30 protein-coding genes are annotated in these 26,092 nt (G+C 64.6%); 14 read left to right on the top strand and 16 right to left on the bottom strand.

The genetic code is table 11. The features are described 5' to 3' along the window. Nucleotides 1–93 precede the first annotated feature (93 nt). Entirely contained in the window at nucleotides 94–1,203 is a 1,110-nt protein-coding gene (locus DEH80_RS09350; RefSeq protein WP_109720227.1) for a fatty acid desaturase, read from the bottom strand. A gap of 128 nt (nucleotides 1,204–1,331) precedes the next feature. Between DEH80_RS09350 and DEH80_RS09345 the strand changes: the two genes are divergently transcribed. From DEH80_RS09345 to ubiE, 3 genes are read left to right on the top strand one after another with little or no spacing between them, the layout of a single operon-like run. Then, on the top strand, nucleotides 1,332–2,360 hold the full coding sequence (locus tag DEH80_RS09345; protein WP_109720226.1) for an AraC family transcriptional regulator: 1,029 nt from the start codon (nucleotides 1,332–1,334) through the stop codon (nucleotides 2,358–2,360). A 59-nt stretch (nucleotides 2,361–2,419) separates the two neighbouring features. Then, nucleotides 2,420–2,836 (top strand): gamma-butyrobetaine hydroxylase family protein, encoded by a 417-nt coding sequence (locus DEH80_RS09340; protein WP_109720347.1) that lies wholly within the window; start codon nucleotides 2,420–2,422, stop codon nucleotides 2,834–2,836. Beyond that, nucleotides 2,833–3,576 carry a bifunctional demethylmenaquinone methyltransferase/2-methoxy-6-polyprenyl-1,4-benzoquinol methylase UbiE gene (gene ubiE / locus DEH80_RS09335; protein ID WP_109720225.1) on the top strand — a complete coding sequence of 248 codons (744 nt, stop codon included), beginning with the start codon at nucleotides 2,833–2,835 and terminating at the stop codon, nucleotides 3,574–3,576. Before DEH80_RS09340 ends, ubiE begins: the two co-directional genes overlap by 4 nt. A 12-nt stretch (nucleotides 3,577–3,588) precedes the next feature. Here ubiE and DEH80_RS09330 read toward each other — a convergent pair whose 3' ends face one another. Genes DEH80_RS09330 through DEH80_RS09320 form a run of 3 tightly spaced genes read right to left on the bottom strand, consistent with a single transcriptional unit; the run spans nucleotide 3,589 to nucleotide 5,126 of the window. Beyond that, complete coding sequence (locus tag DEH80_RS09330; protein WP_207774547.1) at nucleotides 3,589–3,987, bottom strand: hypothetical protein; 399 nt, start codon at nucleotides 3,985–3,987, stop codon at nucleotides 3,589–3,591. Continuing rightward, on the bottom strand, nucleotides 3,984–4,613 hold the full coding sequence (locus tag DEH80_RS09325; protein ID WP_109720224.1) for a hypothetical protein: 630 nt from the start codon (nucleotides 4,611–4,613) through the stop codon (nucleotides 3,984–3,986). The genes DEH80_RS09330 and DEH80_RS09325 overlap by 4 nt, the downstream gene beginning before the upstream one ends. A gap of 9 nt (nucleotides 4,614–4,622) precedes the next feature. Then, nucleotides 4,623–5,126 carry a hypothetical protein gene (locus DEH80_RS09320; protein WP_109720223.1) on the bottom strand — a complete coding sequence of 168 codons (504 nt, stop codon included), beginning with the start codon at nucleotides 5,124–5,126 and terminating at the stop codon, nucleotides 4,623–4,625. Nucleotides 5,127–5,242: 116 nt separating this feature from the next. Between DEH80_RS09320 and DEH80_RS09315 the strand changes: the two genes are divergently transcribed. Then, the gene (locus DEH80_RS09315) at nucleotides 5,243–5,863 is read left to right on the top strand and encodes a ubiquinone biosynthesis accessory factor UbiJ (RefSeq protein ID WP_165831391.1); all 621 of its coding nucleotides are present in this window, start codon (nucleotides 5,243–5,245) and stop codon (nucleotides 5,861–5,863) included. A 4-nt stretch (nucleotides 5,864–5,867) separates the two neighbouring features. Beyond that, complete coding sequence (locus tag DEH80_RS09310) at nucleotides 5,868–6,452, top strand: HD domain-containing protein (RefSeq protein ID WP_109720221.1); 585 nt, start codon at nucleotides 5,868–5,870, stop codon at nucleotides 6,450–6,452. Here the strand turns inward: DEH80_RS09310 and DEH80_RS09305 are convergent. Both DEH80_RS09305 and DEH80_RS09300 read right to left on the bottom strand, forming a co-directional pair. Next, on the bottom strand, nucleotides 6,449–7,393 hold the full coding sequence (locus DEH80_RS09305) for a 5'-nucleotidase (protein WP_109720220.1): 945 nt from the start codon (nucleotides 7,391–7,393) through the stop codon (nucleotides 6,449–6,451). The two genes, DEH80_RS09310 and DEH80_RS09305, sit on opposite strands and share 4 nt — an antisense overlap. A gap of 11 nt (nucleotides 7,394–7,404) precedes the next feature. Beyond that, nucleotides 7,405–8,151 carry an Aq_1264-related membrane protein gene (locus DEH80_RS09300; protein ID WP_109720219.1) on the bottom strand — a complete coding sequence of 249 codons (747 nt, stop codon included), beginning with the start codon at nucleotides 8,149–8,151 and terminating at the stop codon, nucleotides 7,405–7,407. A gap of 104 nt (nucleotides 8,152–8,255) precedes the next feature. Between DEH80_RS09300 and DEH80_RS09295 the strand changes: the two genes are divergently transcribed. Together DEH80_RS09295 and DEH80_RS09290 are read left to right on the top strand one after the other, a co-directional pair. Continuing rightward, nucleotides 8,256–9,458 carry an EAL domain-containing protein gene (locus tag DEH80_RS09295; RefSeq protein WP_109720218.1) on the top strand — a complete coding sequence of 401 codons (1,203 nt, stop codon included), beginning with the start codon at nucleotides 8,256–8,258 and terminating at the stop codon, nucleotides 9,456–9,458. Between the two features lie 48 nt (nucleotides 9,459–9,506). Next, nucleotides 9,507–10,688, top strand: a complete 1,182-nt coding sequence (locus tag DEH80_RS09290; RefSeq protein ID WP_207774546.1) for a serine hydrolase domain-containing protein — start codon at nucleotides 9,507–9,509, stop codon at nucleotides 10,686–10,688. Between the two features lie 5 nt (nucleotides 10,689–10,693). On the opposite strand, the gene DEH80_RS09285 is transcribed toward DEH80_RS09290, so the two are convergent. The 3 genes from DEH80_RS09285 to DEH80_RS09275 all read right to left on the bottom strand — a co-directional run bounded on the left by DEH80_RS09285 (nucleotide 10,694) and on the right by DEH80_RS09275 (nucleotide 15,675). Next, complete coding sequence (locus DEH80_RS09285) at nucleotides 10,694–11,479, bottom strand: hypothetical protein (protein WP_133249190.1); 786 nt, start codon at nucleotides 11,477–11,479, stop codon at nucleotides 10,694–10,696. A gap of 10 nt (nucleotides 11,480–11,489) precedes the next feature. After that, nucleotides 11,490–13,211 (bottom strand): hypothetical protein, encoded by a 1,722-nt coding sequence (locus tag DEH80_RS09280; RefSeq protein ID WP_109720216.1) that lies wholly within the window; start codon nucleotides 13,209–13,211, stop codon nucleotides 11,490–11,492. Between the two features lie 64 nt (nucleotides 13,212–13,275). Continuing rightward, the gene (locus DEH80_RS09275; RefSeq protein WP_109720215.1) at nucleotides 13,276–15,675 is read right to left on the bottom strand and encodes a hypothetical protein; all 2,400 of its coding nucleotides are present in this window, start codon (nucleotides 15,673–15,675) and stop codon (nucleotides 13,276–13,278) included. A 135-nt stretch (nucleotides 15,676–15,810) separates the two neighbouring features. Here DEH80_RS09275 and ubiB point away from each other — a divergent pair, with 135 nt between their 5' ends. Then, nucleotides 15,811–17,427 carry a ubiquinone biosynthesis regulatory protein kinase UbiB gene (ubiB, locus tag DEH80_RS09270; RefSeq protein WP_109720344.1) on the top strand — a complete coding sequence of 539 codons (1,617 nt, stop codon included), beginning with the start codon at nucleotides 15,811–15,813 and terminating at the stop codon, nucleotides 17,425–17,427. Here the strand turns inward: ubiB and DEH80_RS09265 are convergent. The 3 genes from DEH80_RS09265 to DEH80_RS09255 all read right to left on the bottom strand — a co-directional run bounded on the left by DEH80_RS09265 (nucleotide 17,360) and on the right by DEH80_RS09255 (nucleotide 21,009). Continuing rightward, nucleotides 17,360–18,196, bottom strand: coding sequence for a divergent polysaccharide deacetylase family protein (locus DEH80_RS09265; RefSeq protein WP_109720214.1), 837 nt, complete (start codon nucleotides 18,194–18,196; stop codon nucleotides 17,360–17,362). The genes ubiB and DEH80_RS09265 overlap by 68 nt on opposite strands. 102 nt (nucleotides 18,197–18,298) lie before the next feature. Next, nucleotides 18,299–19,603, bottom strand: coding sequence for a S41 family peptidase (locus DEH80_RS09260; protein ID WP_109720213.1), 1,305 nt, complete (start codon nucleotides 19,601–19,603; stop codon nucleotides 18,299–18,301). A 194-nt stretch (nucleotides 19,604–19,797) separates the two neighbouring features. Then, nucleotides 19,798–21,009 carry a murein hydrolase activator EnvC family protein gene (locus DEH80_RS09255; protein WP_165831390.1) on the bottom strand — a complete coding sequence of 404 codons (1,212 nt, stop codon included), beginning with the start codon at nucleotides 21,007–21,009 and terminating at the stop codon, nucleotides 19,798–19,800. 25 nt (nucleotides 21,010–21,034) lie between these two features. Here DEH80_RS09255 and DEH80_RS09250 point away from each other — a divergent pair, with 25 nt between their 5' ends. From DEH80_RS09250 to DEH80_RS09235, 4 genes are read left to right on the top strand one after another with little or no spacing between them, the layout of a single operon-like run. Continuing rightward, entirely contained in the window at nucleotides 21,035–21,463 is a 429-nt protein-coding gene (locus tag DEH80_RS09250) for a rhodanese-like domain-containing protein (RefSeq protein WP_109720343.1), read from the top strand. Further along, complete coding sequence (gene grxC, locus DEH80_RS09245; protein WP_109720211.1) at nucleotides 21,464–21,724, top strand: glutaredoxin 3; 261 nt, start codon at nucleotides 21,464–21,466, stop codon at nucleotides 21,722–21,724. A 53-nt stretch (nucleotides 21,725–21,777) separates the two neighbouring features. Beyond that, on the top strand, nucleotides 21,778–22,251 hold the full coding sequence (gene secB, locus DEH80_RS09240; RefSeq protein ID WP_109720210.1) for a protein-export chaperone SecB: 474 nt from the start codon (nucleotides 21,778–21,780) through the stop codon (nucleotides 22,249–22,251). Continuing rightward, entirely contained in the window at nucleotides 22,248–23,255 is a 1,008-nt protein-coding gene (locus tag DEH80_RS09235; protein ID WP_109720209.1) for an NAD(P)H-dependent glycerol-3-phosphate dehydrogenase, read from the top strand. Before secB ends, DEH80_RS09235 begins: the two co-directional genes overlap by 4 nt. 12 nt (nucleotides 23,256–23,267) lie before the next feature. On the opposite strand, the gene trmL is transcribed toward DEH80_RS09235, so the two are convergent. The 3 genes from trmL to DEH80_RS09220 are packed head-to-tail and all read right to left on the bottom strand — an operon-like array spanning nucleotide 23,268 to nucleotide 24,816. Next, nucleotides 23,268–23,738, bottom strand: coding sequence for a tRNA (uridine(34)/cytosine(34)/5-carboxymethylaminomethyluridine(34)-2'-O)-methyltransferase TrmL (gene trmL / locus DEH80_RS09230; protein WP_109720208.1), 471 nt, complete (start codon nucleotides 23,736–23,738; stop codon nucleotides 23,268–23,270). Beyond that, nucleotides 23,735–24,040 carry a putative signal transducing protein gene (locus DEH80_RS09225; RefSeq protein ID WP_109720207.1) on the bottom strand — a complete coding sequence of 102 codons (306 nt, stop codon included), beginning with the start codon at nucleotides 24,038–24,040 and terminating at the stop codon, nucleotides 23,735–23,737. The genes trmL and DEH80_RS09225 overlap by 4 nt, the downstream gene beginning before the upstream one ends. Next, a complete protein-coding gene (locus DEH80_RS09220; RefSeq protein ID WP_109720206.1) occupies nucleotides 24,037–24,816 on the bottom strand; it encodes a patatin-like phospholipase family protein in 780 nt (259 codons plus the stop codon). Before DEH80_RS09220 ends, DEH80_RS09225 begins: the two co-directional genes overlap by 4 nt. A gap of 178 nt (nucleotides 24,817–24,994) precedes the next feature. Between DEH80_RS09220 and DEH80_RS09215 the strand changes: the two genes are divergently transcribed. Then, the gene (locus tag DEH80_RS09215; protein ID WP_165831389.1) at nucleotides 24,995–25,366 is read left to right on the top strand and encodes a Z-ring associated ZapG family protein; all 372 of its coding nucleotides are present in this window, start codon (nucleotides 24,995–24,997) and stop codon (nucleotides 25,364–25,366) included. Between the two features lie 57 nt (nucleotides 25,367–25,423). Beyond that, the gene (locus DEH80_RS09210; protein ID WP_109720204.1) at nucleotides 25,424–25,717 is read left to right on the top strand and encodes a hypothetical protein; all 294 of its coding nucleotides are present in this window, start codon (nucleotides 25,424–25,426) and stop codon (nucleotides 25,715–25,717) included. A 13-nt stretch (nucleotides 25,718–25,730) separates the two neighbouring features. Here DEH80_RS09210 and DEH80_RS09205 read toward each other — a convergent pair whose 3' ends face one another. Further along, nucleotides 25,731–26,072 carry a hypothetical protein gene (locus DEH80_RS09205; RefSeq protein ID WP_133249189.1) on the bottom strand — a complete coding sequence of 114 codons (342 nt, stop codon included), beginning with the start codon at nucleotides 26,070–26,072 and terminating at the stop codon, nucleotides 25,731–25,733. Between the last annotated feature and the right edge of the window lie 20 nt (nucleotides 26,073–26,092).

Below are 26,092 nucleotides of genomic sequence, written 5' to 3'. Positions count from 1 at the left end.
CCGGTACCGGTGGGCGGGCTTTTGTGGATGTGACGCCTTTGCGGATCACACCCGACATGGGGGGCACAAAGGCCGCCCCCACGGGAGTGCAGACTAGCCGTCGACTACTTCCGTAGACGCTATCGCGGGCTGCGCATCGTCTGCCATGGCATAGCGATTGGCGCGCCGGAAGGTGCCCATGTCATTGAAGCGCACACCGTTTTCGCGCATGACCGCATGGGCACGCTTGGCCGTGGCCTGACGGATGTAGAACGGCTCCTTCACGACAAAGTGATGGATGGCGTGGGTCGACCCGAAGTTGAAGCAGAACAGCTGCATCGGCGCCAACCACCAGGCGTTGAGGACTTGGGTCTGCTGGATGATATTGCGCGCTTCGACGTCACCGTAGTAGTGCATGTTCGAGCTGATGAAATGCAGGCAGAACGTGCGCAGCATGTTCGGGCCCATGTAGACCACGGCGGCGGTGTTCAGCCCGGCGATGAAGGTTTCCATGCCGCTGGACAGCGGGATGCCGGAGCCGAACAGCAGGGCGATGCCATTGGCCAGATGGAACAGCACGAAACCGTGCCAGAACGCGTAATGGATGAGGCCCAGCGGGAAATAGCCGCGACGCTGTTCGTGCGCCAGCTGCTTGAGTTCTTCTTCTGATTGCGGGTTCTGGGCGATCACAAAGGCGCGCGCGGCTTTGTAGATGGTCTTTGGCCGCAGGTACACCGCCAGCATGTTGTCGCCGGTCATGATCAGGCGGCGCAAACCCCAGCGTTCGCCATTGGTGATGCCGCGCTCTTCGATGTCCGATTCCGTGCCCGAGAACTTGTGGTGATGCAGGTGCATGCGCTTGCGCACCCAGGGGCTGATCGTGCTCGGCCGCGTAATCCAGCACAGCGCCATCATCAGGTTGTAGGCGCGCGGGCTGTTTCGGAAGTAGAGTTGATGGATCAGATCGTGCTCCAGTTCATGAATGAACGAGAGGAACACGGCGGTCAGGGGGACGCAGACATACCAGGGAATCACATCGGCCACGTAGGCCCAGCCGCTGGCCACGGCACCGGCAATCGACAGGGCCATGATCAGCGCGCCGATGGCGTCCTGATGGCGCAACCAGCTGTGGCGTGCGCGCACGTCGTCGGACGCGGCGCTAATCGCGGCGCGGATGGTTTGGATGCGGCTTCGATCCAGGTCGGATATCGCTTGTCTGCTCATGAGAGTCTCCAGAATGTCTGGAGGCAGTATCGGCATGGCCGGTCTCCGTCGCAGGGCCGAATCCGCCAATCGCATGACCGGATGCGCCAAACCAGGGCCATGCGGTCATCTTGTGGCCACCGCGTACCATGAACTCCGCAGATGAACTGACCACGCTGGCCAGTTGGGCGCGTGCGATTCGCGCGGCCTTGGTGCAGGCCGAGATCGACTGGCAACCGCTGTTTGACCAGGCGGGGATTGCTCCCGAGGCATTGGCCGATCCCGAGGCGCGGATTCCGCTCAGCCACACGACCCGACTGTGGGAGGCCGTGGTGGCGGCGACCGGAGATGATGCCTTCGGCCTGCGCGTGGCGCGGCATGTCAATCAGACCACCTTCCATGCCCTGACCGTCACCACGCTGGTCAGCGACACCCTGCTCGACGCCATGGAGCGCACCGTGCGTTACAGCCGCGTTGTGACCGACGCGGCCGGGACATCGGTTGGTGGCGATGCCACCCAATGCTGGATGGACCTGGGCCACCTGCCGGTGGAACCGCCGCCGGCCTGGCAGGCCATCGACGCGTTCGCCGCGATCTTCGTCCGCACCGCGCGGGCGCTGGTGGGGCCGGAGTGTCTGCCGGTGCGCGCCGTATTCGCCCGGCCGCAGCCCCGGAATCTGGTGGCCTTCGAGCAGGTGTTCCGCTGCCCGCTCACGTTTGCCGGGCCGCATACCCGCATCGTCTTCGACCGGGCCAGTGCGGAAATGCCGCTGGAAACGGCCAACCCCGCCCTGCGTGCGGTCAACGAAGCCCTGTTGGACGACATGCTGCGCAGCCGGACCCGGGACGATCTGGCATCGCAGGTCCGAGATGCCATCTCCCGGTTGCTGCCTGGCGGTCGCTGTACCCAGCAGGCGGTGGCGGAGGCCTTGCATTTGAGCCTGCGCAGCCTCCAGCGCAAGCTGGCCGAACAACACACCAGCTTTCGCGAGCAGCTGGAACGCACGCGCCGCGAGCTGGCGGATCGCCACTTGCGGGCCGGTCAGGTGTCGGTGACCGAAGTGGCCTATCTGGTCGGGTTTTCGGACGCGAGCAGCTTCGCGCGCGCCTACAAGCGCTGGACCGGGCAGGCGCCCAGCGACGTGGCTGGGCATGATGCCGGCGGTCAACGCTCGTGAGCCAGGCCCCGGCGGTGCTATCGTGCGCGCCTGAATTGCGCCAAGCCAACAACGATTTAATGATTCCGGTTCCGACCAAGCTCACCCTGCATCGCGCCTCCCGCGTGCTGGATGTGATCTACGAAGACGGCCAGACCTATCAGGTACCTGCCGAACTGATGCGTGTGTATTCGCCGTCGGCGGAGGTCAAAGGCCATGGGCCGGGCCAGGAGAAGCTGGTCTGGGGTAAACGTGGTGTGGGCATCGAGCGCATCGAGCCTGTGGGTGGCTATGCCATCCGCCCGGTGTTTGATGACGGTCACGACAGCGGGCTGTTCGGCTGGGGCCTCATCCACGAGTTGTGTACCGATCAGGCCCGCCTGTGGCAGGCCTATGAGGCCCGGCTCGAAGAGGCTGGGGTCGGTCGTGATCCCGGTGTGCGCTCGCTGGACTCGGTGGTCCGTCAATACACTCCGAAGGGATCGAAACCCGCATGAGCAAGACCACGCATTTCGGCTACGAGACCGTCAGCACCACGGAAAAGACGGAGCGGGTCGGTGAAGTCTTTGCGTCGGTGGCCTCGCGCTACGACGTGATGAACGATCTGATGTCGATGGGTATCCACCGGGTATGGAAGCGGTTCACCATCGATCTGGCGGCCGTGCGACCGGGCGAACGCGTGCTGGACCTGGCCTCCGGCACCTGCGATCTGGCCGGCAAGTTTGCTCGACAGGTCGGGCCCCAGGGCCAGGTGATCGCCTCGGATATCAATGCGTCCATGCTCAGCGTTGGCCGCGACCGGATGATGGATCGCGGCATCGTCCAGGCCATGGATTACGTGTTGGCCAATGCCGAGGAACTGCCGTTTCCCACGGATCACTTCGACTGCGTGACCATGGCGTTCGGGCTGCGCAATGTGACCGACAAAGACGCGGCCCTCGCTGAAATCCAGCGCGTGACGCGGCCCGGTGGACGGGCGCTGATCTTGGAATTCTCCAAGCCCACCTCTGCCGGCTTCGGCAAGCTCTACGACGAGTATTCCTTCAAAGTGCTGCCTCGCCTGGGGCGTTACGTGGCCAAGGACGAGGCCAGCTACCGTTACCTGGCCGAATCCATCCGCATGCATCCGGACCAGGACACGCTCAAGGGCATGATGGAAACGGCCGGTTTCCTGCGCTGCCAGTACTACAACCTGGCGGGCGGCATCTGCGCCGTGCACCGCGGCTTCGGCGCATAGCCCGAGGCGCCGCTAGGGCGCGCGCCGCGTCTGATCGCCGGCATGGCGGGCGCCGAAGCGGCGGACAAACCAATACACGTACCGTGCACGCAGCGGCCACATGCCAGCAGCCAGGCAGATATCCCGTAGCAACGCGTCGGCTCTTTGCCGCGCCTCAATGGGTAGGTCTCCTTCCCGCATGAGCTGATAAAGCGCGTCATGAACCAGGGAGCCGCGCATGAAGCTGGGTGTATCCAGGGTCGGTCCGCTGGGGCCGTCCCAGGCGTAGCCGGGCTGAATGGTCAGCAGTCCATCGGCATCCAGTTGTAGATAACGTCGTTGAATGGCCTGCGAGGGGAGCAGGTCCGTGGGGTGTGTATACCGTGAGGTCAGCGTGTACTTGTACCGCCGACGGCGCTGGTAGCGAATCATGGTGTGGCCGCGCCACCGCCCAGTCCGGGCAGGAGCTTGCCGAGTTCGTAATTGAGCAGCAGGGCCACAGCCAGTTCGGAACCTGCGTTACCGGAAAGGGGCACTGAGGCTTCGGCCTGGGCCAGCAACTGCCAGTTAGCGCCCAGCCGGGCCAGCTGTAGGCGGCCATCGAAGACACCGCGCCAGATGGCGTCCGTTGTGCCGGTATCTTCCTGCTGCCACCGGTAGTCCTGGCCGATCCCGACAAACATGGTGCCCACCGCCCCATCGACGTAACGGGTGAAGGTTTGCGGGCCGATCGCCCAGTGAGGCTCGACACGCACAACGGTGGACTCGTTGTCTTCCCGGTCGGTGATCAGACTGCTGATCCCGCCGCGAACCCCCAAGCCCAGGGCATGGCTGCGAAGCCCGATCCAGCCAAGTTCGATACGCGCAACACCGCCTTCGGCTTCGAAGGGGTTGACGCTGGTCTGGCTTCCCTCTTCGTCGCCGTTCGGGTCCAGTGCGGAATCGCTGCCGCCGGCGTGGTAGCCGAAGTCCAGGTCCAGATAGGTGCGAAAACGGTCGCAGAGGAACCGGGACTCGCAGGGCACGGCCTTGGCGGTGGCGCGGTAGTTGACCAGCACGCCCGAGCGTCAGGCGCCGCTGGGTGTCAGCTGATACCGCACGCCTGCGTTCAAACCATACTCGGGTGCGTTTTGTGCCTGCGCTCGCACGGTGGTGCGCATCCGGGCCTGAAGCTTGGCGGTCTGATCGCGCAGCGCGCCGGTGCCCGGCAGGGCGCTTTGCGCCAATGCGGGCTGAAGGCGATCGAGTACGCGGACGTAGTCATCGACGTGGGGTTGCCACAGCGCCGGGTTGTCCAGTGATTCCATAATCGTCGTCACCGTGTCGGCGCAGCCCCTGGGGTCTGCGGGTCGGCCTTTCAGGACCGGCGCAACCTGCTCCAGGTAGGTCAGCAGGGTCTTGCCGCGTTCCTGTGCCTGCTCCGGCGTGGTGGGCATGTCCTGTGGATCTTCCAGCAGTTCCACGCTGCGATCCTGGTTGGCCGCCGGTGGCAGCTGGGCGCCAGCCACGGCGGGCATCGTCCACACAACCGTCGCCGCAGCTGCTGCGGCAAGCCGATGCTTGAGCATCATTACACCTCCCCTGTCCCCATTCCCCTCGCACCTGCAGGCCGACGTTTTCACGCCGAGAGTGCGATAATCGACACCATGTTAACTCTATGCGAAGTCTTGTCAGGCGAGGCCCGACCATGAGTGTCGTCGCTAACGCGCTGGCGGTGGTGGAGGCCGGCCTCAATCGGGCGCTGGCGCTGGATCCGGCGGTAGGCGAGCGTTTGCGCAAGCTGGACGGTCGTGTTGTGGCGGTGACGCTCACCGGTCTGGAGCAGACGGTGTACTGCGTGCCGATTGGCGACCGTCTGCAGCTCGCGACGACCTGGCCGGAGGCGGCGCAGGTTCGGTTGATCGGTCGGGTCGGCGATTTTGCGCGGCTGGCGGCTGCCGGTGCGGACAAGCAGGCGGAACTGCTCTCAGGCGGTGTGCGCATTGAGGGCGATGCAATTCTGGCGCAGCGTTTCGCCGAGGTATTCGACGAACTGGACCTGGATCTCGAAGCCCCGCTGGAACGTCTGTTCGGCCCCATTGCGGCCCACCGGATGGGGCAGGCGGCAAGGCGTTTCCTGGGCTGGGGGCGTCAGGCAGCCGCCACGCTGGGTGAGGATGCCGTGGAGTTCCTGCGCGAAGAGACCGGCGACCTGGTCCACGCCGAGGATGTGGAAATCTGGATGGATGATGTCGACGGTTTGCGCAGCGACACCGACCGGCTAGAGGCGCGGATTCGGCGGCTGGAACGCAAGCTGGCCGAGGCCTGATGTCGTGACGGCGCTGGATCAGGCGCTGGCGTTTCTGGTCGAGGCTGATCGGCTCAAGTCGGTGGATCGCCAGACCTGGCTGACCGACGCGTCGCGCCAGGAAAACGCCGCCGAGCACTCCTGGCACGCGGCATTGACCGCGATGGTCCTGGCCCCGTTTGCCCGCGAGCCCATCCAGGTGGATCGCGCGATCCGCATGCTGCTGCTACACGATCTGGTGGAGATCGATGCGGGCGACACCTTCTTATACGACGCCGTGGCCAGCGCTGATCAGGCCGAGCGCGAATGCGCGGCGGCCGATCGCTTGTTCGGGCTGCTCCCAGCAGACCAGTCTCGGGCCGACCGCGCGCTCTGGGACGAATTCGAAGCCGGCCAGACCCCGGATGCCCGCTTTGCCAAGGCCGTGGACCGGGTCAACCCGGTGATGCTGAATCTCGCAACCCAGGGCAAGGGATGGCGCGCGCACGGGATTCGGTTGGAGCAGGTGTTGGCGCGTAACGCCGGCATTGCAGGGCCGCTTCCGGCGGTCTGGGACTGGCTGCGTGCACGGCTGGAACAGGCCGTGGTGGCGGGCTGGCTGCAACCTTAGCCGTCGATGGCCGACCGGTTGGCGATCCCGAACGGGATGTGGACCATGGCGATATCCCCTGTCCCAGACTGCAGATGACCGCGCTGATCATCGAAAAAGATGTGCGGTTTGAAGCGCGACAAGACCCGGTGTTTCTCCATGCCGCCCAGGAAGAAGGTCTTGTTGGCGCTGACGCCCCAGCTTTCCAGGGTATGGATGACGCGTTCATGAGCCGGCGCATTGCGCGCGGTGACAATGGCCGTGACCAGCGCCCGCTGATAGCTGGGGTCGCGTTCCAGGGCGTCGTCCTCCAGGTGCTGTAGCTGCGACAGCTTGCGGAACAGGTCGGCTAGCGGCCCCGGTCGATGGGGGATCGCGGATTTTTCAACTTCGTGTTCCACGAAGGCGTCCAGATCGCCGCCCTTGAATACCGTTTCGGCCTCGTCGTCGGCGATGACGCCATCGAAGTCGAAGGCGATGCGCAGCATGCCCACATCGTTCTGGTCATCATTGACCTCCGCGCTGGGCAGGGCCAGGCCGGCGGGGTGGCCCGCGGCAATCGCACTGCGCACGTCATCCTCGTTCGCGGTCAGAAATAACGACGCATTGAAGGCCGGGATGTATTCGTAGGGCGATTCGCCTTCCATAAATGCCGCGCGCGTGATGTCCAGACCATGGTGCTGGATGGAGCGAAACACGCGCTTGCCCGTGGATGCCGAGTTGCGTGATAGCAGGACCACCTCGACCGGCAGGTCATCGGGAAAGCGTTGGTTCAGCGCCAGAAACCGCTTGATGAACGGAAACGCCACGCCCTTGCCCAGCGGTTTGTCCTGATGTTGCTCCTGAAAGGCCTTGTAGGCCTTGCGCCCCTGCCGGACGAAGACCTCATGCGACTCGGACAAGTCGAATAGCGCGCTGGACGACACGGCGATCACCAGCTTGTCTTCGATGTAGTACGGCATGGGGGTGGTGGCTAGTAGCCCGTCTGGCTGTCTGGATTGCTTTGTTTCTTGCTGAGGCGCTGATCGCGGTCCTTGTCGGTTGCCCAGATCACCTGCGGGAACAGCAGCACGCGCAGCAGGCCGATGAGCATGTACAGGTATGTGACCGAGAACAAAATGCCGCAGATGATCGAGATGACCTCGAAATTCGGCGACACATATTTAATACCCCACCAGGAGATCACGTCGGTGAGCGCGGCGGCCAGTCCGATGGGGAAAATCCACTGGTAGATCCACAGGTGATTGAACTGCATGGAGAACGGAATGCCGATCACCAGAAAACTGGTCGTGAAGCCGAACAGATGCGCGTGGGTAAAGGCGATGAGCTTGCCTTGCGACATATTGGCGAAATAGGCCTCGGCGCTTCCGTGCAAATGCAGTTGGTAGCTGATCTCGGCGGCGCCAAATGCGAAGGCAATGCCGTAGAGCGTGATGGCCAGCGCCAGGCCGCGCTTCACCCCGGTGGGGTAGTAGAACAGCGTCAATGATTCCTTGCTGACCCGGAAGGGCACGGAGACCCGACCCAGCCACAGCACGAAAATGAAGAACAGTCCGAGGGCAATGGGACCGCCAACGGCCTGCCAGGCCGGCGCAGGCGGCTCGACCTCGACGAGATCGTCCATATCGAGTGCGTCCAGTACTGACAAATCGCCCTGGGCGGCGGCCCAGTCAGGCGCGAGCATCAGCAGCGCAAACAGCGCCCAAATGATGAATTTCATGGTCGGCTCCCCTTTTGTTTGCTGCGTAGTCTACGCAGGCCGTCGGGTAACGGCTTGTCTGTCTCGGTGGGCCGCCGTATGTTGCCTGCAAACGGGGAGGGCGCATGGCGCAAGTGGCACAGCAGCGCACGCTGGAAGACGGGGAACTGGTCTTTGCCGAAGGGGATGTCGGCGACGTGGCCTATTTGGTGGACCAGGGCTCGGTTGAGGTCTTTACCGGCCAGGGCGACACGCGGACGGTCTTCGCGACGCTGGGCCCCGGTGAAATTGTCGGCGAGATGGCGTTGATCGACACCCGGCCGCGTTCGGCCAGTGTGCGATCCATCGGCATGACCCGGCTGACGGTGATCAGTCGTGAAGGTCTGAACGATCGCCTGGAATCGGTGGATGCCATGGTGCAGCTCGTGCTGCATAGCATGCTCGGCCGCTTTCGCCTCGCCATGCACCGCGTCAGGGAGGGCGAGCAGGCGCCCGCTCCGCCCCGGGTTCCAGAATCCGAAGCGCTCCCCGTCATGCCGGGCGATGCCGCATTGCGTCACGGTGTCCTGCAGCAAAGTCGAATGGAGGCGCGGTTGCGGGAGGCGATCCGGACGGATGGTCTGCAAATGCTCTACCAGCCCATTGTGCAGCTTCCCCTGGGCAAGACCGTGGGCTACGAGGCGCTGGTGCGTTGGCCGCAGGAAGATGGGCGCGTCATTTCCCCGGCAGACTTTATTCCGCTGGCCGAGCAGACTTCCCTGATTCTCGAACTGGATGCTTGGGTGTTGCGCCGATCCTGTGAGCAGGCGGTTGAGCATGCCGGGGCGATGCGGCGCGGGTATGTCAGTGTGAATCTGTCCGGGCGTCAGTTCGCACAGCCCTCGGCCTTCGACCTGGTGGCCAGTACGCTGGAGGCCACCGGGTTGCCGCCGGAGCGGCTGCAAATCGAGCTGACCGAGGGCGTGATCATGAGCGATCCGGAGTATGCCGCCCAGCTGTTGGACCGTTTTCAGGCGCTGGGCATTTCGATTGCCATTGATGATTTTGGTACCGGCTACTCCTCGCTGGCCTATCTGCACCATTTTTCGGCCGATGTGCTGAAGCTGGACCTCAGCTTTGCGCGGGAGGTCCGGCGCGGACCCAATGGCGCGCGAATCGTCCGTGCCATTGCTGCCATGGCCGAGGAACTTGGGCTGCGGGTGGTCGCTGAGGGCATTGAGGCCGAAGCCGAGGGGCGACAGCTCTACAAGCTGGGCTGTGGCTGGGGGCAGGGCTACGCCTATGGCCGGCCGGTGTGCTTTTCCGAGCAGGCTGAGGGTGGCGCGTGATCCGGCGCCGTCGGATGCTGTGACACCGATCGGATCGAGAGCCTGTCCATGACGCGAATCAACCGACTGCAGCATGCCGCTTTGGCCATGGTTGTCATGCTGCTGGGCGCCTGCGCATCCACGCCCCCGCCTCCGTTGCCGCAGAGTTCACCGCAGTCGGCACTGGATGGCCCTGTACGCGCGCTTATGGACCGAGAGCAGGTGCAAGGGCTGGCGATGGCGGTGATCCGCAATGGCCAGGTCCGGCAACTGGCCGTGTATGGGTATCAGGACGTCGCCAGCGGCATTCCGCTGCGTGAATCGAGCGTCTTGGCCGCGGCGTCCTGGACCAAGACCGCGGTGGCCTACCGCGTGCTGCAACTGGCGGATCAGCGGCGGCTGGACCTCGACGCCGGGCCGACATCGATCCTGCGCAATCCGCTCCCCCAGTATCAACGCGCAGACGCCGACTACTCGGACCTCAAGGCCGACGCGCGCTGGCGGGCATGGAGCCCGCGCATCCTGCTGACACATGGCAGCGGTCTGGCGAACTTCAGGCATTTTGAGCCAGATGGTCGCCTGCGCATTCATTTCGACCCCGGCACCCGCTACGCCTATTCCGGGGAGGGTTACCAGATTCTGCAGTTCATGTTGGAGCAGGGTTTGGGCCTGCGTCTGGCGCGGACCATGGAACGCGAGGTGTTCACGCCGCTGGGCATGCTGGATACCAGCCTTGTCTGGCAGCCACGCTACGCCTTGCGGGCGGCCACCGGCTATGACGCGCAAGGGCAGGCGCAGCCGTTCGACCAGCGACCACGTGCCGACGCCGCCGGGTCCATGGCATCGACCATTGCCGACCAGGCCCGGTTCTGGGCGGCGCTGGTGCGCGGTGACGGGCTTAGCCAGTGGGCACGATCGGAGCTGGTCCGGCCCCAGCGGGTCATCGCCACGCCGCACCAGTTCCCCACGCTGACCGAGGATCTCTCGGCACCCTATGCGGCGATCGGGTTGGCTGCGGGGTTGGGCGTGATCACCTACCAGGGGCCTGCGGGGCAGGTCTGGTTCAAGGGCGGGCACGATGTCGGGACCGGCAATCTGGCTGTTTGCGTCGAGGCCACCGGTGATTGTGTGGTTATGATGTCGAACGATGTTCGCGCCGAACGCATCTACCGCGACATCACGCGGCAGGTGCTGGGTGACATCGGTTTTCCCTGGCGCTGGGAATACGGCTGGCTGTCACCCGATCCCTGAGCCGATCAGGGCTTGAGCCGAACCTGCAACATGGTGGCCGCCCGCAACACGGCCTGTTGGGCGGCGCGGGGCAGGCCGGTGACGTCATCAGCGATTTGCAGCGTTTCCACAGATTGTCCCGGGAAGGACTGGTACAAATCGTCGTCTCTCGCGGCCTCCAGCGGGCCCGCGTCGATGGCTTCGACGTGGGTGATGACCAGTTGCCGATCGGTGCTGAGCACCACGAAGAATTGTTGTCCTTCGAACTGGCCGGCCACGATGATGGCTGTTCCGACCGGGCGTCGGTTGTCCACCGGGACATAAATCGTGTTCTCGTCCTCGGCGGTGAGCGTGACGCCGCGTTCGGCCGCGCGGGTGACCTCCTTGTCGGTGAAGATGGCGTCGACCAGCTTGTAGGTCGTGACGTCGGGAAACAGGTCACGGACGGCGCGGGGGACAAGGTTGCTGGTATCCAGCCAGTCGCCCGGCGCATCGGGCGTGGAGCGGTCGGAACCCGGATTGGAGCGCGCCGTGGCTTCTGCGCCGTTGCGGGCGCCATCGCCGTCGGCATCGAGTTCTGCAATCGCGTTGAACGCGCCTGCGTTGAGTCCGGCGTCTTTGAACTGCTGGCCGTAGCGATTCACCGGCGTGCCACCCCCGTCCTTATGGCAGGCGTTGCAGGAGGGCATGTAGCCATATTGATTCTTGTACTGGCGGGCAAAGGCTGGTTCCGCGAGTGCCGGGCCACTGCTGAGCAAAAGCAGGCCAGCGAGGCCCATGGTGACTACGGGATTGGGGTGACGCTGGGACATGGGCGGTCTCTCAGAAATCGAACAGGCTGGGCACCTGCTCGCGCATGGGGGTGAGGGGGTCTTCACCGGCCGCCAGCGCCTGTTCCAGGTGTTCACGTTGCCAGGACCCTTCCGGGGGCATGAGCTGGCCGGCCTTGCGGGTGCCACGATAGCGATTGTAGTCCAGGGCATCGCGAATACTGTCGGTCTCGCGGATGCGCGCCAATACATCGGCCTCGGTGGGGCCGGCCATGAAGTTCAGCCGCGCGCTGGGGTTGTCCCGATGGCAGGCGAAGCAATAAGTCTCGAAGGGCTTGAGCTCTGAGTCGGCTGCAATGTTCAGCGGGGGCTCGCCTTCGCTGATCGGCGGTGACAGTTCGTCGACCGGCAGCCCCCAGCGAACGGGCAGGGTGTCGACATCCAGTGCGCCGAGGACCGCCAGCATGATGTAACTGCGCCGGAAGGGCACCGCGCCCAGATGGGGCTGAAGGGCGGGGTCACTCACGGTCGCCAGCACCTCGTCCAGCGTGCCGGCAGCTTCCAGCCGGCGGATGTCGTGGGCGGTGAATGCTTGGGCCAGCGCGTATACCGCGTCCAGATCCTGGGGCTGGGACCAGCGCAGTGGTGGGCGCCGTGTCAGCGGGTCGAACTCGGCCGGCAGTGGCGGCAGGGCATCGAATTCTTCCAGCTTGCCGTCTTCGGTGCCGACGGCGGGGCCGGCATCACGGCCAAAGATCGCGCGCTTGAGTCCTGCGATCCAGCCGCCCTGGTACAGGTCATCTTCCAGCGGGTCGCGGTTCTGTAGGTCGTTGTCGGGGATTTCGAAGCCGCGGTCCGGCCATTGGCGGCGGAATCGTTGCATGAGTTGCTGTGCGTTTTCCGATGCAGGATCGAAGCTGCCGGGCGCCAGGGCAAAGCGCAGCGCCTGCGCCAGCAGCAGGCGCCGACAGTCCAAACCCGCCTCGCCTGCGCCGCAGCCGTCGAGCCAGATGCGCTGGGCCAGTGGCAGCATGTTCGCGACATCGGTGGCGTTGTCGATGGCCTCCGGCGCGGCCAGCCGTACCTGCACCGGCGCGCCGTGTAACTGCCGGGCCTGCGGATGTGCTGCGCGAATCTGAGCAGCAATGTCTGGCGTGGCGTTGGTCTCCTCCCAGGGCCTGACCGGGAAGATGGCTGAGGCATTCTGGTGACAGGTCAGGCAGACATTGCGCTTGGCGTAGACGATGCGCGGCGTACAGCCGGCGCAATAGTCCTGCACGAGCTGAAACTCGAAGCGCCCGGCCGCTTCGTTGTACGACAGCACTTCGATCTCGTCGGCAGCGTCTACAAATCCCAGGAATAAACGGCCTTTGATCGGTGGGGTCAGCGCGGCCCCCTCGGGCGGTGCGATGTCAGCGGACAACACCACGCGTGGATCGGCAAACGAGGATCGGCCCTTTTGCAGCGACCGGCCATGTGGGATGAGCACCGTGGTCGGCCGGGCGCCCTGTGCATCCAGGCTCGCGATCCAGTCGACGATGGATTCGAAGGGATACGGCAGTGCACCGTTTTGCGCCACCAACTGGTCGAATAGCGACCGCGTTCCAGGCGGCGGCAGGTCGGTGTTGGGAATCACCTGCGCGGACAGGCTATCGGGGTCGTAAAGCGGTGGCAGCCGGTCAGCCAGGGCATCGACGCCCTCGGATGCCGGCGGCTCACTGCCACAGCCGCTACAGGCCAGCGCGATCAGGCCGGCTGAGAGTGCTTTCTTCATTCCGTCAGTGTGAAACCTTCGCCAAGGCCCTGCCGGGCGTGTTCAGCACGGCAGGGCCACACGACTACATCAGCTTGAGGAATTCGGTCAGCGCAGCCTTGTCCTCTGCCGACAGGTCCACACCAAACTGGTGACCCTTGTTCTCGACCAGGTCGTCACACTTCTGGAACAGCGGCTTGTGGGGGTCGGAGCTGGCGAAGTAGGCCACGGGTGTGCCCTCTGCCACCGGCAGCTTGATCAGGCCCTGGCCGTCTTCGCGAGGCGCAACCTTGATGTCCATCGTCGTGCCGGTGATCTTTTGCGGACGATGCGGCTCGTCATTGGGGTCGTCCGACATGAGCAGACGCTGCATGGCGATTTCGTACTGGGCGATGCGGCCTGCGACCGTGTAGTCGATGCCGCCGTCTTCCAGATAGGTGAGTTCGCCCACCGAGTTGTTGTGCAGGAATGGGGCGATGGCCCAGACATTGATCAACGAGATGTTGCGGTAGTACCCGGCACCATCGTCAGCAAAGGTTTCCCCGGGCTCGGCAGGTCCACCGATGGTCTTGGTGCCGACCGCCTTGCCGCCCAGCAGGGGCACCATGCGATTGACCTTCTTGGGTTCGGAGCCGGGAGACGGTCGCTGGCGGTAGGTTTCCGACGCGAACTCCTCCCAGATATGGCCGGTGGAGTGGTTGTCATGGCGCGCACGGCAACTGTTGACGCCGACAACGTTGTAGGGGGTGGGCTCATCATTGCCCAGCCAGTCCTGACCGAACATGCCGTTCTCTGCAAACTGCCGGGGGCGCCATTGACCGTCATCGGTCTCGACCAGATGCTGCGTCCGGAAGCGCTCGGAGGCTAGCTGCTCCGCGGTGAACTCATGTTTCCAGAACGCTTCGGCGCCGAAGACATGGCCCTCGTAGAACCGCTCCAGGGCATCGGGATCGCCGACGATGGCCTGCGGTGGCACTTTCGTGGAGTGACACTGCGCGCAGTTACGTGCGTAGACCTTGCGGCCCTCGGGCACTTGTTCCAGGTCGATAAAGGTACTGCCAGGCGTGCCATCCACGTCGGTGGCGTTGAGCAGATAGGTGGGCCCGCCGGTGAGCAGATAGGCGGCCAGATCATCCATTTTCGCGTCGGCGTAGTTCCAGGCCTCGCAGTCAATGGAGCACTGTTGGATGGACATGGGCTTCTGCGTCGAACCATCGCCGAAGAAGTCGCCAGGAACCGGGAAGTTCGGCACCCAGCATTCCTCGGTGCACATGCCGATGTTGATGTACACGCGCAGCAGCGCCAGGCGGTCCCCCACCGAATCCTCGCCACCCTTGAGCACATGCTGGGTGGGTGCCGTGCTGATCTCGCCGGTAATCGGGTGCTTCATCTCATGCTGGAAGATGCGCTTGTTGATGAAGTCGGTGATGTTGTTCTGGGTGCCTGGATTGTGCTGAAAATCGTTGGGATTCAGCGAGGTGTCCACCGTGCCAGCCCGGGCCGATCCCACGGCCTGGACCGCGAAGTGGTCTCGCGGAACCGCGGACAGAAAGGCGGCATGCGGCTGGTTGACGTACTGGTTGCCGATCAGGCCCATGAGGTTTTCCCACTCGGGCTCGTTGGGATCGGCCGGCGGATGGGTCGGGTCAAACGCCACATGGCACTGGACACAGGCGTGTCCGATCATGAAACGCTTCTGCGACTCCATCTCGCCCTCTTCATACGGCGCGGTGCGGGGGTCGTAAACCACGTTGCCCTCGTCATCCAGCGTCGGATCGCGGAAATACTTGCGATACCCGACCACGCCGGTGGATTTCGGGTCGGCACAGTCGTCGAGCCAGTAGGTTGAGGCGTCACCCTGCTTGCAGTCGGGGTCGTTGATCAGCCCCCACTTGGTATAGCGATAAGGGCGATGCTTGGTGTGCATCCATTCGGCGTAATGCATGTTTTCGTCGCCGATGGTGCGCGCCAGGTGGATGTCGTTTAGATCCTGGTTGCCGAAGGTACCCTTGAACCAGACATCGCGACCGCGCCGCACGGCCTCGCGCAGGCGCTGCGCCTTCGCCGGGTCCTCGGCTTCCACGTCCTTGAACAGCGCGCCGGCAATCCGGCAGCCCTCGGCGTCGTAGCGGGTGGGCTGCGGCTGGTCACAGGGCGGCGGTGGCTCCTGCGCGATGGGGGCAATGTCCCAGGTAATAGGGCCGTTGCGCTCGTGCGTGTCGGGGCCGGTGCCGTCGTGCCAGATCTTCTTTGCAGCCAGCGTGTTGTAGAAGTTGTCTTCGTACCACTGCGGGTCGGCCAGCACCTTGGGTGAGCCTTCGTAGACACCCATTGGGAAGCCCTTGGCGGCGAGGTCTTCCGGTGTCGGGCTGCGCAAGGTCCGCGTGAACGGATCATCCTTGACGGGATAGCTGGCTTGGGCCGCCTGCGCGGAAACACTGATGCAGGCGAGGATGGCGGCGGCGGCCGTCGTGATTATTTTCATGTGGTTTTCCCCCGATGACCGCTGCATGGTACGTGACGCCCACCGGCGTTCAATTAATCAACCTATCTGTATAGCCCAGGGCGTTGGGTCGTCGCGGGTTTGCCGCCGCGTGTCGACGCGGCGAGAATGCGCGGCATGCTCTCACCACTACAATGGCGCCGGCTCTGGCAGATTCGGCGCGTCTACCGTCGCTACGGCCTGGCCGAGGCGCTGGGCCGTCCGGTTCGCCGCAGCTTTCCCGACCCCGTGGGCGTGCGCCTGCGCAAGGCGCTGGAGGAGCTCGGGCCGGTTTTCGTCAAGTTCGGCCAGGCCTTGTCCACGCGGCCTGACATTCTGCCGCCGGAGCTGGCGAGCGAGTTGTCCAAGCTGCAGGACCAGGTGCCACCGTTCCCCGGTGCCGAGGCGCGTGCGCTCGTAGAGGCCGCAATCGGCAAGCCGGTGGGGCAGGTGTTCGCCATGTTCGACGACAAGCCACTGGCGTCGGCGTCCATCGCCCAGGTGCACGCGGCGCGGTTGCCGGGCGAAGACGGCGAGGCCGGGTTCGACGTGGTGGTCAAGGTGGTGCGGCCCGGCATTGAAGCCCAGATTCGGCGCGATGTGGAGTTGTTGCACGGGCTTGCCCAGATGGCCGAGTGGTTCTCGCCGCTGGCGCCCCGGCTGCGGCCCAAGGAGGTCGTGGCCGAATACGAAAAGGTGATCTTCGACGAGCTGGATTTGCTGCGAGAGGCGGCCAATGCGAGTCAGCTGCGCCGCAACTGGCTGGGCAGCGAAATGATTTATCACCCGCTGGTGGTCTGGGACCTCTGCCGGCCGAACGTCATGGTCATGGAGCGGCTCAATGGCCTGCCGGTGGATGAGGTGGCGGAACTGCGCCGGCGCAACGTCAACATCCAGTTGCTGGCCGAGCGCGGGGTCGAGATCTTCTTCCGCGAGGTGTTCTTCTTCAATTTCTTCCATGCCGACATGCATCCCGGCAACGTTTTCGTGGACCCGAGCGATCCGGAGAATCCGCGCTGGCTAGCGCTGGATTTCGGCATCGTCGGCTCATTGACGCCCGAGGATCAGCGCTACCTCGCCGAGAACTTCGTCGCGTTCTTTGACCAGGACTATCGGCGGGTTGCCGAGCTGCATGTGGAGTCCGGCTGGGTGCCGCGCAGCACGCGCGTTGACGAGTTTGAGGGCGCCATTCGTTCCGTTTGCGAACCCATTTTCAACCGGCCGCTCAGCGAACTGTCGTTTGGCGTATTCCTGCTCCGCCTGTTCGAGGTGGCGCGGCGATTCGACATGCAGGTGCAGCCACAGCTGGTGTTGTTGCAGAAGACGATTCTGCAGGTCGAGGGGCTGGGTCGGCAGCTTTATCCAGATCTGGATTTGTGGAAGACGGCCAAGCCGCTGATGACCGAATGGATGCAGGAGCGCCTGAGTCCCAAACGGGCCATGGCCGAGTTGCGTCGGCACGGCCCGCAGCTGGTGGAATCACTGCCCCGGATGCTGGCGCGGCTGGGTACGGATGAGGCAGGCGCTTCGGTGACGCGGGAAGAGCTGGATCGTAGCCTGCAAACACTGGTGCGCGAGCAGCGCCGCAATCGCCGGGTCGTGATCGGCGCCACGCTGATGCTGGGGGCGCTCATCGTTTTCGGCCTGGATGGTTACCGCCCGGTGATCTGGAACGGCGTACCGTCGATTAGTTGGCTGCTCGCAGGGTCCGGACTGGCATTGTGGCTTTCGGCTCGCCGCCGAGGCGCAGGCTGACCCGCCAAGACTGGTCGCTGCGTTGGGCCGTCCGTAGCCGGATCAGGCCGCTAACTGGGACCAGATCGATCCCGCGTGCTTCCAATTCCGGAAGGCGCGCTTCCAGCACCGCAAGCGTTTCGTCGTAGGGATGCCCGATGGCCAGGGCGCTGCCGTGGCGTTCGGCCACGCGTAGCAACCGGTCGAATTCGGCTTCGATGGCGGGCCGGCTGCGGACATGGTCGAGAAACACGTTCCGGCGGGTGCTCGGGATGAGCGCTGCCTGGGCACTGCGCAATGCGACGCTGCGCGGTGTGGTCATGCTGTCGACAAAGTACAGGTGCGGATAGGCATCCATCGCATCCATCAGCCAGCGCATATGCGTGGTCTGTTCGGTGAGCAGGCTGCCCTGGTGGTTGTTCACGCCGACCACGTGGGGGATGTCGCGCATGGCCCGGTGCAGCATCTGCTCCACATCATCGGCCGTGCTGTGCGTGGTCAGCGTCGTCGGGTGCGCCCGGGCGCCGTTCTGCGGCTCCATCGGTAGATGCAGCATGACTTCCTTGCCGGCCACATGGGCTTGTTGAGCCTGGCGTGGGGAGTGCGGGGCATCCGGAATGAACGCGCAGGCCACGGGGCCCGGTAAGTCGAGTACACGTTGCCCAGACACCTGCCCGTAGCCCAGGTCGTCAATGATGATGGCAATCTGCGGGCGTGCCTGCACGGTGGCCGCAGCAAGCGCCAGCAACCCGCCCAGCGCCCAAGTCGTGATGTCCCCGAATCCCTTCACCTGACTCTCGTCCTGTCTGCCACGCGCTCATCCCCATGAGTCGCGTCTTCCCCGGTGAGACACAGCGCCCCGGCCGCTGGCCGGAGCGCATGTCACGATGCTCTAGCGCCGTGCCTGCTCCAGAATGGACAGGCCCTTCAGAATGTTGAGCGCTTCGAACAAGCCGAAATCATTCTCGGCGAGGTTGGGGTCGGACTCAATCGCGTTGTCGTCAGCGGTTTCGTCGCTGTCCTGGTCGTTGTCCAGGCGACCGGCCAAGTCCGCTTCGGTAATGGCGCGTGGGCCATCCCGCTTCTCGACCTTGACGCGCTCCAGCACGATATCCGGATCGATTCCCTCGGCTTGGATGGAGCGCCCAGAGGGAGTGTAGTACCGCGCGGTGGTCAACTTGATCGCCGCGTCGTTTTTCAGCGGCACGATGGTCTGGACCGAGCCTTTGCCAAAGGTCTTGGCACCGACCAACACCGCACGGTGATGATCCTGCAACGCGCCGGCGACGATTTCCGAGGCGGATGCTGAGGCCTCGTTTATCAGGACCACAACCGGGGCGCCGTCGAGCAGATCGCCCGGCGTGGCGTTGAAGATGCGGTTGGCCTGATCGCTGCGTCCCTTGATTGACACGATCTTGCCCTTGCCGAGAAACGCGTCGGAGACATCCACAGCAGCATTCAGCACGCCGCCAGGGTTGGTCCGCAAATCCAGCACCAAGCCGCGCAGCGCACCCTCATTGCGCTCGCGCAGTTTTTGCAACTCCTCTTCTAGCAGCCGGCCTGTGCCGCCGGTGAATGTGGAGATGCGCAGGTATCCGTAGCCGGGTTCGAGCATGCGCGAGCGCACGCTGCGGACCTCGATAATGTCGCGGACGATGTCGATTTGCAGCGGCTGCGACTCGCCTTCTCGCAGGACTTCCAGCGTGACCTTGGTGCCGGGTTCGCCCCGCATCAGGCGGACGGATTCGGTGAGCGTCAGCCCTTTGACCGGCTTTTCATTGACCTTGATGATCAGGTCGCCCGCCTCGACACCCGCGCGTTGTGCCGGCGTGTCATCAATCGGCGCGATCACACGAACAAATCCGTTCTGACCCTGTACCTCAATGCCGAGGCCGCCGAACTTGCCGGAGGTCGAGATGGTGATGTCCTTGAACTCGTCGGCATCCAGATACGCCGAGTGCGGGTCCAGGCCAGACAGCATGCCGCGAATCGCCGACTCCAGCAGCGTGTCGTCGTCAACCTGTTCCACGTAGTCCTGTTGAACGCGGTTGAGAATCTCCACAAAGGTCTGGAGCTCCGACAGGGGAAGCTCGGATGTGGTTTCGCGGCCTGCAAACACGCCCTGTGACAGCGTGAGCAGCATACCCAGTGCGGCGCCTGTGCTGAGCAGTAGCGCGGCTTTGACGGGGTTGGTCATGATCTCAGTTCTCCGTGGACCGGGGTCTTATAGGTGGGCAGCCCGGCCATCTGCGCATGATAGTACAGGCCCTGTGGAGGACCGTCGTGCTGACCATGGGGGTGGTCAGGCAAGGTGCATGCCCATCGAACCCCGTACGCGCGGGCCGATGACCCTGTAGTTCGACAGTGTGACCACGCCGGGCGCGGTCTTGTTCAACGCGCGGCCAGCCAGCGGATCGGGTCCACCGGTCTTTGGCCCTTGCGTAGTTCGAAGTACAGCCCGCTGTTGCGGTGTCCGCCGCTGTTGCCGGCCGCGCCGACCGATTCGCCTTGGCGCACCCACTCGCCCACCTGCACAAAAGCGGTCTGATTGTGACCGTACAAGGAATACCAGTCGTCGTCATGTTCAAGAATGACGAGGACGCCATAGCGGTGCATCCACCCGACATAGGCGACCCGGCCGCTGGCCACGGCTTGGACCGGGGTGCCCTCTTCGGCGGCAATCCAGAGGCCCTTCCAACGGATATTGCCCGCCTTGGGCTGACCGAATCCGGCCAGCAGGCGGCCGCGTACCGGCCAGTCCACCGCGCCGCGGCGCTGGGTGATGGGTTGATCGTCGTCGAGATTCAGCGGGATGTCGGCCAGCACATCCTTGAGGCTGGCCAGCAGGTCGGTGAGCTGGGCCTCATCGGCCTCCAGCTGGCGCACCTGCAGCACGGAGTCGCGAATCTTCGCCTCCAGGTTGGCCACCGCGGTCTCGCGTTGCGTCCTTGTCGACTCCAGCGCCTCCAGTGATCGTTTGCGTTTGGCATACAAGGCTTCGAGCGATTTGATTTCCTGTGCCAGCCGGGACTCCAACCCGCGTAGGGTGCGGGCCGCTTCCGCAAAGGCTTGGATGCGCTGGCTGCGGGCTTTGGCCAGATAGTCGTAATAGGTCAGCACGCGCCCGATGGCAGCCGGGTCCTCCTGATTCAGCAGCAGTTTGGTGCGGCCCTGGCGGCCGATTTGATAGGCCGCGCGAATCTGGTGTTTCAGCGCCTCGCGCTCGCGCTCCATGTCACCCAGCGCCGCATCGCGATCCCGGCGGGTGGCCTGCATGCGGGTCTGCTCGCTGTCGATGTCGGACTGCAGGGCGCGCATGGTCGATGCCAGTTCACCAATCCGAGTCTCGGTGGCCTCGAGCTCCGCAAAGAGCTGCCCTCTGCGCGATCGGTCGCGATCCACCTCTTTCTTCAGGGCCTGTAGGCGGGCCCGGACGCGCTCGAGCTCGGCCGCATTCTCTGCCATACGGTCGTCGTCCTGGGCCCGGCTGGCGGGCATCGACAGCAGCAGGCAGGCGCCCAGCAACACGACGAGCAGGCGGCGGCAACCGAGGGCCGGCCTTCTACCCGATGCAGGCGAGTGCGATAATCCTGTGCTTTGCACGCAAGCGGTTTCCGAAAACGATCGTATGGACTTGATACTCGACTTCCTGGCCCGGCACCCGGTCCTGACCACGGCCTTCATTGTCGTGCTCGTTGCGGTGATCGGCAACGAGATCGCCATCGCGTTGCGCTCGGGGCACAAGCTGTCACCGGCTGATGCGGTGCGCCTGATCAATGACCGCGAGCCGGTCATTGTGGATGTGCGCTCCCAAGCCGACTACCGCAAGGGCCACATCATTGGTGCTCTCAACCTGCCGCTTGCGCGAATCGGTGATGCCGACAAGGAACTCGCCAAGCATAAGAGCAAGCCGGTGCTGTTGTACTGCGCCATCGGCACCGCCGCCGGGGCTGCGCGCGAGAAACTGCTCAAGCAGGGCTGGGACGAGGTGTTCCCACTACGCGGTGGCCTCAACGCCTGGCAGGGAGCCGGCTTGCCCGTTACCAAGGGGCGTTAAATGCATCCTCCCATCCAGATTTACACCACGCGATACTGTCCGTACTGCATCATGGCCAAGCGCCTGCTGCAGGCGCGCGGGCTGGCATACGACGAAATCGCGGTCGACGACGATCCGGCGACACGCCAGGCCATGACCCAGCGGGCCGGGCGACGGACCGTGCCGCAAATCTTCATCGGCGAAACGCATATCGGCGGTTGTGATGATTTGCATGCCCTGGACGCCAGCGGCGAATTGTCGCGACTGGTGCAGGCGAACTAGACCTACGGCCAGGTGCTTGTCGCGCCGGCCTTTCACAAGATACGGAGTAAGCAGTGGCTGAAGAGCAAGCAGGCGCCAAGCAGGTCGTCATGCAGAAGGTGTTCATTCACGACGCGTCGCTGGAGGTCCCGAAGGCCCCGCAGATTTTTACGCGCAAGTGGGAGCCCAAGGTGGACTTGTCCATTAATACGGCCGTCCAGCGTGTCGAGGGCGAGACCTACCAGGTCACCCTCACCGTGACCGTGACCACCACGGTGGGTGAGGAGGCCGAGGTCGCCTACATCTGCGAGATTCAGCAGGCGGGCATTTTTGTGCTGCAGGGCATTACCGACGATGCCGAGCGCCGTGCCGTGCTAGGCGCGTACTGCCCGAACGTGCTCTTTCCCTTCACCCGCGAGGCGGTGAACGATTTCGTGCAGCGCGGGGGATTCCCGCAGATGCTGCTGCAGCCGGTGAACTTCGATGCTGTTTACCAGCAGCACCTGGCCCAGCAGGCCGATGGTGACGGAGACGGGATCCGACATTGAGCGCGCCATCCGTCATCGCCGTCATCGGGGCCGGAAGCTACGGCACCGCGCTAGCCATTCAGGTGGCGCGTCAGGGACGCGGGGTTCGTCTCTGGGGGCGTAATGCCGAGGCCATGACGCAAATGGCCGAAGCCCGGGAGAATGCCCGCTACATGCCCGGCTGTCCGCTGCCCGATTCACTGGAGCCCGTGGCCGCGATGCAGGCAGCGCTGGATGGTGTGGAAGCGGTGATTGTCGCCGTGCCCAGCCACGCCCTGCGCGAAACCTGTGCCGAAGTCGCCAAGCATCTGGACAACCGTGTTCCGGTGGCCTGCGCCGCTAAGGGGCTGGAACCCGATAGCCGCAAGCTGCCGTTGGACGTGATTGCGGAGGTGCTGGGCGAGGACTGGCCACTGGCCGTTATTTCTGGACCCACGTTTGCACGGGAAATCGGCCAGGGCATGCCCAGCGCGGTCAGCATCGGTGCGCGCGATCTGGCGACGGGCGAGCTGTTCGCCGATGCCCTGCACGGGGCTGGTTTCCGTGCCTACACCACCGACGACATCGTCGGGGTGCAAATCGGTGGCGCGGTCAAGAACGTCTTGGCGATCGGCGTCGGCATTGCTGACGGGCTGAATCTCGGGGCCAATACACGCGCCGCACTGATTACCCGCGGGCTGGTTGAGATGAGCCGGCTGGGCGAGGCGCTGGGTGCGCGCTCCGAGACCCTGATGGGCCTGTCGGGCATGGGCGATCTCGTGCTGACCTGCACCGACGATCAATCGCGTAACCGGCGGTTCGGCCTGGCACTGGCCCGGGGGGAATCGGTAGACCAAGCCATTGAGGGCATCGGCCAGGTCGTCGAGGGCTACCGGGTGACGCGCGAAGTCCGTGAGCTGGCGCATGAGCTGGGTATCGAGATGCCGATCACCGAGCAGGTGTACCAGGTGCTCTACCAGGACGTTGCCCCTGTTGCGGCGGTGCTCAGTCTGTCTTCGCGGCCCCAGCGGGCCGAAACGGAGTAGCCTCGCCCGGGCTTAGCTGCCGCCGATAAAGCCCAGCTGCCGCCAGGCTTCGTAGGCGATGACCGCCACCGCGTTCGACAGGTTGAGGCTGCGATTGTCTGGGCGCATTGGAATGCGCACCCGCTGCCCGGCGGGTTGAGCGTCCAGCACGGCCTGGGGCAGACCTCGGGTTTCGGGCCCGAAGACCAGCAGGTCGTTGGTCTGGTATTGCACCCGGTCGTAGCGTTCGGCCCCCCGTGTCGAGCAGCAAAGCCAGCGGCGGTGGCCCTGTGCCTGCGCGAGCGCCTCGAGGTTTGCATGGCGTTGCACGTGGGCGAATTCGTGGTAATCCAGTCCTGCGCGGCGCAGCCGCTTGTCGTCCATGTCGAAACCCAGGGGTTCGACCAGGTGCAACTCGGCACCCAGGTTGGCGCATAGCCGGATGACGTTGCCGGTGTTGGGTGGGATTTCGGGTTCGAACAGGGCAATGGCAAGCGGACTCATGGCTTCTCTGCCCCGCATCGCCAGCAATCCGAAAACGTACCGTCAAGTCGCTCGCCGCAGTCGCCGCAGGTCCATGCCGGGCGCGGATCCTCGCCACGCTCCCATTGCTTGACCAACTCACGGGCGCGCGTTGCGTCGCTGTCACGGGTGACGCAGATCTGTGGATAGGCGTTGGCCGGCAGGTCGCCGCGGCCGCCCCAGCCAAACTGGCCCTGGATGACGACATCGAGCCCCCAGGACAGGAGATAGTCTTTGACGATCTCTGCATTCACCGGGTCCGAGGCCTCGTAGACGCAGATCATGGCCCGACGTGCAGCACGTGGGCGGGCGCCGGTTGGTCCAATGCAGCACGCGTGAGCGCCAATGCCATGTGGTAAGCCTCGACACCACGGTCGAGTGCGTCCGGACCGGCGCGGGGCAAGTCGTCGAGGACCAGCGCAATCAGGCCGGGGCGTTCGGGGATGACCGTGTGCGCCCCGTCGGCCGAGCGCCAGGGCGAGCGCGATGCGAGGTGGTGATAAAGCACCCGGGATTGCGTCATGCCCGCGAGTCCGGGTCGATCCTGTACGCCGCCATCCAGATAGGCGCGGCCTCGGATCCACACGGGGTGAAACATGAGGGGTACCGCGCAGGATGCGCGTACGGCACGGGCCAGCGGGCCTTGCGTGAGCACGCGGGTCTTGCGGGCGAAGACGTCATACACCGACAGGGCCAGCGGAACGCGGCAGTCCTCCAGTCGCTGCACTGGCAACCAGCTCTCCAGCAGGCGCTCGAAGCGCTTGCCACGGATCAGGCCGGCCCCAGGGAAGGGGTCCCAGAAATCGGTCTTGTCCAGCACCAGCAGCCGCTCGGCAATGGCCGAGGGGGACAGGCCGGCCGCCCAGCTGGCGCCAATCAGCGCGCCGGCGCTAGACCCCGAAAGGCTGGCGGGCTGGAGCTTGCGCTCGGCCAGTGCCTGCACCACGCCGGCATGGGCAAAAAAACCGAAAAAGCCGGAGGACAGCGTCAGGCCAAAGGGTTCCAATGCAAGCCAGTCGGCCAGTGTCGGGGGCGATGGGTGAGGCGTTCCGTCGGTCATGTGGGGATGGGGGTCGGCGCGCCCCGGTTGGTGACATCCGTCTGCATGGGCGGGATTGTAACGGGCCTGTACGAACCCGAGTGGGAGCCAGCGTGTCTGATCCGCTATGGTCAAACGCCCGCCACGTGCCGTCGAGCCGCGGCGGCTGCTTCACACATCGCTGCGAGGAGTTGTGCGCATGGAATTTGGACCTGAGATCAGTTTGGTCGCCTTGTTTATTGGCCTGGTCATTGGCGGGGCGATCGGCTTCCTGGTGGGGCGGGCCGGTGTGAGCCGTCAACGCCAGGCCGTGGATGAGCATGCCAAGGCCCAGGCGGATCTCCAGCGCGATGTGGAGACCCATCTGCGCGAGACCGCAGGGTTGATGGACCGATTGGCGGCCGACTACCAGGACATGTACGCGCACTTGGCCGCCGGCGCCCGACGCTTTGGGGTGAGTGAAGCACCGCTGGATCGGGGGCGCGCCCTGTCGGATCAGTCCGTGGCTGCCGAGCCCGCACCGCACGGGGCCGCGCCGGATCAGCCGCCGCGCCGCGACGAGCCCGTCTGATTGACAGCGTGCTGCAGCCGGGCCTACTGTCGATTTGAACCTGCTAGGGAGTGCGTCATGCGGCGAGTAACTGCAATTGTGTTTGCCACGGTCCTGGGCTTGAGTGCGACGGTGGCTACCGCCGCCAGTTCGGCTTCACCCTACGAGGAACCCACGGCGGGTGCCATGGCGTTTGATCTGCTGATTGTCCGCCCGATCGGGTTGGTGACGACGGTGGCCGGTGCCGGGCTGTTCGTGCTGTCGGTGCCGTTTTCCGCCATCCAGGGCAAGTCGCCGTTGGACGCCGCGGACACCTTGGTGGTTGAGCCGGCTCGGTTCACGTTCACCCGGCCACTGGGTGTCGACGAATAGCCGCCCTCCGGGCTTAAGCCAGACCGCCGGCCAGAGCCAGTAGCGCGAACAGACTCAGCGCGCCCAGCGCGACATGTGCTGTCAGGGCTCTGCGGCGTCGTGTGACCTGTTTCATCCGCTGGCGGAACAGCGTGCCGCCAGTTGCTGTGGTGAAGCCCACCAGGCCGATCAGGGCGCCCTGGGCGCTAACACCAGCGTCGTGTGCGCCGACGAGCACCAGCGTCAATGTCAGGACGCCCAACACCACATGGCCGACGCGCAGCCAGCTGCGCGTCGGTGATTCGTCTGTCCAGGCCAACAGGATCACGCCGGCCACTGCTGCGAGCAGCATCCCGGTCACGGCCAGCATCAACACGGGCGTTGTACCTTCGAACA

This window comes from Abyssibacter profundi, from assembly GCF_003151135.1.
GTDB lineage: Bacteria > Pseudomonadota > Gammaproteobacteria > Nevskiales > OUC007 > Abyssibacter > Abyssibacter profundi.
Note: the sequence above shows the minus strand (reverse complement) of the source record. Positions and strands in the feature narration are given on the sequence as shown.

Coding starts and splice junctions, on each gene's coding strand:
- DEH80_RS09350 (WP_109720227.1), bottom strand. CDS start 1,203: ATGAGCAGACAAGCGATATCCGACCTGGATCGAAGCCGCATCCAAACC.
- DEH80_RS09345 (WP_109720226.1), top strand. CDS start 1,332: ATGAACTCCGCAGATGAACTGACCACGCTGGCCAGTTGGGCGCGTGCG.
- DEH80_RS09340 (WP_109720347.1), top strand. CDS start 2,420: ATGATTCCGGTTCCGACCAAGCTCACCCTGCATCGCGCCTCCCGCGTG.
- ubiE (WP_109720225.1), top strand. CDS start 2,833: ATGAGCAAGACCACGCATTTCGGCTACGAGACCGTCAGCACCACGGAA.
- DEH80_RS09330 (WP_207774547.1), bottom strand. CDS start 3,987: ATGATTCGCTACCAGCGCCGTCGGCGGTACAAGTACACGCTGACCTCA.
- DEH80_RS09320 (WP_109720223.1), bottom strand. CDS start 5,126: ATGATGCTCAAGCATCGGCTTGCCGCAGCAGCTGCGGCGACGGTTGTG.
- DEH80_RS09315 (WP_165831391.1), top strand. CDS start 5,243: ATGAGTGTCGTCGCTAACGCGCTGGCGGTGGTGGAGGCCGGCCTCAAT.
- DEH80_RS09305 (WP_109720220.1), bottom strand. CDS start 7,393: ATGCCGTACTACATCGAAGACAAGCTGGTGATCGCCGTGTCGTCCAGC.
- DEH80_RS09300 (WP_109720219.1), bottom strand. CDS start 8,151: ATGAAATTCATCATTTGGGCGCTGTTTGCGCTGCTGATGCTCGCGCCT.
- DEH80_RS09295 (WP_109720218.1), top strand. CDS start 8,256: ATGGCGCAAGTGGCACAGCAGCGCACGCTGGAAGACGGGGAACTGGTC.
- DEH80_RS09290 (WP_207774546.1), top strand. CDS start 9,507: ATGACGCGAATCAACCGACTGCAGCATGCCGCTTTGGCCATGGTTGTC.
- DEH80_RS09285 (WP_133249190.1), bottom strand. CDS start 11,479: ATGTCCCAGCGTCACCCCAATCCCGTAGTCACCATGGGCCTCGCTGGC.
- DEH80_RS09280 (WP_109720216.1), bottom strand. CDS start 13,211: ATGAAGAAAGCACTCTCAGCCGGCCTGATCGCGCTGGCCTGTAGCGGC.
- DEH80_RS09275 (WP_109720215.1), bottom strand. CDS start 15,675: ATGAAAATAATCACGACGGCCGCCGCCGCCATCCTCGCCTGCATCAGT.
- ubiB (WP_109720344.1), top strand. CDS start 15,811: ATGCTCTCACCACTACAATGGCGCCGGCTCTGGCAGATTCGGCGCGTC.
- DEH80_RS09260 (WP_109720213.1), bottom strand. CDS start 19,603: ATGACCAACCCCGTCAAAGCCGCGCTACTGCTCAGCACAGGCGCCGCA.
- DEH80_RS09250 (WP_109720343.1), top strand. CDS start 21,035: ATGGACTTGATACTCGACTTCCTGGCCCGGCACCCGGTCCTGACCACG.
- grxC (WP_109720211.1), top strand. CDS start 21,464: ATGCATCCTCCCATCCAGATTTACACCACGCGATACTGTCCGTACTGC.
- trmL (WP_109720208.1), bottom strand. CDS start 23,738: ATGAGTCCGCTTGCCATTGCCCTGTTCGAACCCGAAATCCCACCCAAC.
- DEH80_RS09225 (WP_109720207.1), bottom strand. CDS start 24,040: ATGATCTGCGTCTACGAGGCCTCGGACCCGGTGAATGCAGAGATCGTC.
- DEH80_RS09220 (WP_109720206.1), bottom strand. CDS start 24,816: ATGACCGACGGAACGCCTCACCCATCGCCCCCGACACTGGCCGACTGG.
- DEH80_RS09215 (WP_165831389.1), top strand. CDS start 24,995: ATGGAATTTGGACCTGAGATCAGTTTGGTCGCCTTGTTTATTGGCCTG.
- DEH80_RS09210 (WP_109720204.1), top strand. CDS start 25,424: ATGCGGCGAGTAACTGCAATTGTGTTTGCCACGGTCCTGGGCTTGAGT.